This is a genomic window from Pseudomonas edaphica (assembly GCF_005863185.1).
In the GTDB taxonomy this organism is placed as follows: domain Bacteria; phylum Pseudomonadota; class Gammaproteobacteria; order Pseudomonadales; family Pseudomonadaceae; genus Aquipseudomonas; species Aquipseudomonas edaphica.
Genome location: NZ_VBVZ01000594.1, coordinates 1 through 3,746, shown reverse-complemented (window position 1 = coordinate 3,746; position 3,746 = coordinate 1). Strand labels below are relative to the sequence as shown.

Below are 3,746 nucleotides of genomic sequence, written 5' to 3'. Positions count from 1 at the left end.
CGCGGCCACCGTCGCCAACCTGCGCCTGCGCGGGTTTCCGGTGGCCAGCGACACGCAGGTCCTGGCCGCCAGCACGCCCATCGGCCATTGCGAAAGCGCCGGCTACGGCAAGACATGTCGCCGTCAGTGGGTCGCCAGCCATGCCCGCGTATTGCTGATGGCCGGGGACTCGCTGGGTGATTTCGTGCAGGCCGAACACAACACCCTCGCCGCCCAACGCAAGGCGGTGGAGCCCTATGTGAGCTGGCTGGGGCAGCGCTGGTTCCTGCTGCCGAACCCGAGTTACGGCAACTGGTACAGCGCGCCGTATGGGGATGATGAGAAATTGCCGTTTGAACAAAAACGCAGGTTCAAACAGCAGGCATTGCAGTTGGAAGAATAGGAGGCTGGCTGGTGCTCAGGCTTTGATGTTCTGCCGAATGTTCCAGCCAAACTTCACTGGCCCGCCGTCCTTGGTACCGTCGGCCTTCTGCGGCTGGTAGCTGACGTCGACGGTGGCGAAATTGAGAGCGACGCTGTCATGCACGACGTCGGTGTTGCTTTCAGCATTCGTGCTGTAGGACACCACCATGACTTCCTTCAGGGTAATCACCAGATACTCCACCGGGCTCGCACCGCCGGCCTTGCGTACCACCAACCTGGCCTCGGGGTAATGCTTGCCGCTGGCGCAGGCCATCATCAGGTTGGGGCTGGATTTATCCAGCGGTTTGGTCAGGTTCAGGTTGGCGATATTGACCTTGCCCGCACCGCCGCCCGTACCGCTGTGCATCGAACCCGACTGCGACATGCCCCACGCCCATTGGGTGATGTCGATCTCGTCGCGATGGGCCTGGTCCCTTGATTCACCCTTGATATCACCCAGCTTCAAAAACATATCGACTGCCATGTTTGCTCCTTGCCTTGGTATGCGTCGGTAGTGACGTGGGGCGCACTTTTCCTCAGCCGCAGCGGTGCGCGCAAGACGCAGAAGGCAGTTAGAGATGCACCCGACGTTAAATGGCGAACCTTCCGACATTCAGCGCCACCTCCTCATCTTTAGGCTCTCGACTCCCGCAAAAACAGGAGTTAAGGATGACGGCTTCCCTGCTCAAAGATGGACTCCCTTCGGCGCACCGCACCACACGTCAGCGGATTGAAAGCAGTATTGATCTGCGCAAGTTGTTCTTCACCATCGATAGCGACCCGGCACTGATTGGCGCGGGCGTGGTGTATATCGATGGCATGTTTAACGTGGTGGTACTGCGCGAGTTTCAGGCGATTTGCAGTGTGCGGCCGATCAAGGTCGTGCTGCGTGAGGCTCCGAAACATGTGGGGCCGGTGGAGTTCAAGCGGATGTTGGAGCATGAGCCGCGAGAGTCGGAATGGGTGGCTGAAGCGCTTGGCACGGCGGTGACCTGTACGGGGGCGATTCTGAGTTGGGTAGTCATTACCAGTGGCGTGATGTTGATGCCCTTTACGGCGGGGACGAGCGCGGTAATTACGTTTATCGGCAAGGCTGCTCTGGCTGCCAGTATGACCCAATGCGCCATCGGGTTAGGTCGAACCAGTGTAGAAGCGTTTGCGCCCCAATACCTTGATCTTCTGGATAACGAAACCTGGTATCAGGCCGTTGTTACGACGCTGGATGCCATTGCATTACTTGGCGTCGCCACTTCTGCCTTGACCACAATCAAAACAATAAACACAGCAACAAGAGTCACTGGCAAACCTCTCAAACAAGTACTCAAAGGTCTGAACCGGCAAGAACGAGCGAGACTGAATGATGAATTGCTCAGGCTTCGTGATCCTCGATTAACCCTAAAAATCCTCAAGGTGAAACAAGCCACCGGCGTATTACCAAAACGAATCAGTGCAACAGAAATGCAACTTGCTACCGCCAATCACATAAAAGACACCTTGGCTGCAACCCTGGGTTTCGCGAGCAGCTCGATGCCAGGAAATATCAAGACGTGGGCTATTGGTATCTACGAGGAAGTCAGCCAGTGAGCAAGCATGTACCAAAAAAAGGTCTTAGCGGATCCGAAAAGGATGAAATATATGAAGATCGCAAAGCCCTGACCTCTGAGGATCGCGCTTACGCATACTTCTATTTTGAGAACCCACAAACGTTCAGGAGACGCTACGCGCTAGTGATTGGCGCCGATCTAATTACCGGCTGCTCCACGATTGCAATGACTGCCGTCTTACTGTTGCTGACCTTTCTCTCCAGACTTCCGGAAGACCTTGCAATTAAGATCTGTTTTCTCGGCAGCATCGCAGCAGGCCTTGTCCTGTTTTTTTCCAAGGCTCAGGTCAACTATGGGCATATCCGCGCGGTATGGATCAGTGTCGGTATTTACTTAATTTGCTTGCTGATATCCCTACCCGCAATTGCGTACCGCCCGCCGCTTTTTCTCTACGCTATGTCACTGCTTAGCCCACTGACCGGCCTGCTGATCCTCAACAGCAACCGCTGCCGCGAACTGCGCCACAAGATGGTCGAAATCCGCCTCAAGCGCGAAGACATCATCGCCACCCTGAAAAAACAGGGCCGCTGGAAATGGTGGTGAGCGCCCTGCCACCTGTATTCGCTCAACGCCCATCAAGCCACGTTCTGCAACCGCCACAACAACTGCTCGCCACTCATCGCCGGCGCATACACATACCCCTGGCCCACCCTGCAGCCCATCGCCAGCAATTGCCGCTGCTGCTCCTGGGTTTCGATACCTTCCACCACCACGCTCATGCCCAGGCTATCGCCCAGCGCCAGGGTGCTGTGGATCACCGCGCAGCAGCGTGGGTCGGCGGTCATGCCGCGCACAAACTCGGCATCCAGCTTGATCTCGTTGAACGGCAGCTGACACAGCCGTTGCAAGGATGAAAACCCGGCGCCGAAGTCATCCAGGGACAGGTTGCAACCGAGCATGCGCAAACGCATCAGGCACGCCAGGCTGCTCGCCGAGGCTTCCAGCATGCCGCTTTCGGTCAGCTCGAAAGTCACGCTGGAGCGCGGTGCCTTGAACGGCGCCATGACGTCTTTGATCTTCAAACTCAACCCGCCCTGAGCCAGCTGCTGAGCGTGCAGATTGAACGCCAGGTTCAAGGTCATGCCTCTTGCCCTGACGTGTTGTTGCAGGGTCAAGGCCTGGTGCATCTGTGCAAACAGCAATGGGTCGAGCAGCCCGCAACGCTCCAGCACCGGCATGAAGGCCATTGCCGGTAACAAACCGTAAAGCGGGTGCTGCCAGCGGCTCAACACTTCCACGCCGATCATCTCGTTGGTCCACAGGCTGAATTTGGGCTGGTAGTACGCGTGCAGCTGGCCGGCAGCTAATGCGTCGCATACTTGCGCCTGAGTAAACAATGGCAACGCAGGTGAAACCGCAGGCACGATCCCCCCAACAGGCTGATGACGATGCAATACCTCTTCGAGCTGATTGAGGGTCGCCAGCTTTTCGACATGGCCAAGCAAACACACGCCGAGCAGGCTGGTGAACTGTTGCAGGGCTTGGCTGATCCCGGTCGGCTGATGGCCGCTGACAATCACGCCATGCAGCCACCCTCGTTGCGCGGCATGTTGCAAAAACTCCAGCCCATCCATGCCGGACATGGACAAGTCGCACAGTACGACATCCACCCCGTGAACGCTTTCCAGGAGGGCCAAGGCTTCAATGGCATGCGTCGCCTCGATCACCGCATGCCCCAACCGTTTGAACCGGCTCACGACGACGGCGCGCTGAGAGGCGTGCTCCTCAAGGATCAGGACG

Annotated in this window: 5 protein-coding genes; 3 read left to right on the top strand and 2 right to left on the bottom strand. The window is 57.4% G+C overall.

Annotation, left to right across the window (positions count from 1 at the left end):
* The coding region (locus FEM54_RS27200) for an HAD family acid phosphatase (protein WP_276614843.1) at positions 1–382 on the top strand (382 nt) is incomplete at its 5' end.
* 15 nt (positions 383–397) lie between these two features.
* Here the strand turns inward: FEM54_RS27200 and FEM54_RS27195 are convergent.
* On the bottom strand, positions 398–886 hold the full coding sequence (locus FEM54_RS27195; RefSeq protein ID WP_138453719.1) for an Hcp family type VI secretion system effector: 489 nt from the start codon (positions 884–886) through the stop codon (positions 398–400).
* A 185-nt stretch (positions 887–1,071) separates the two neighbouring features.
* Here FEM54_RS27195 and FEM54_RS27190 point away from each other — a divergent pair, with 185 nt between their 5' ends.
* Positions 1,072–1,986 carry an Ssp4 family T6SS effector gene (locus FEM54_RS27190; RefSeq protein WP_138453718.1) on the top strand — a complete coding sequence of 305 codons (915 nt, stop codon included), beginning with the start codon at positions 1,072–1,074 and terminating at the stop codon, positions 1,984–1,986.
* Positions 1,983–2,549, top strand: coding sequence for a hypothetical protein (locus FEM54_RS27185; RefSeq protein WP_017138715.1), 567 nt, complete (start codon positions 1,983–1,985; stop codon positions 2,547–2,549). The genes FEM54_RS27190 and FEM54_RS27185 overlap by 4 nt, the downstream gene beginning before the upstream one ends.
* A gap of 32 nt (positions 2,550–2,581) precedes the next feature.
* Here FEM54_RS27185 and FEM54_RS27180 read toward each other — a convergent pair.
* Positions 2,582–3,746: EAL domain-containing response regulator (locus FEM54_RS27180; RefSeq protein ID WP_138453717.1), on the bottom strand; the 1,165-nt coding region annotated here is incomplete at its 5' end.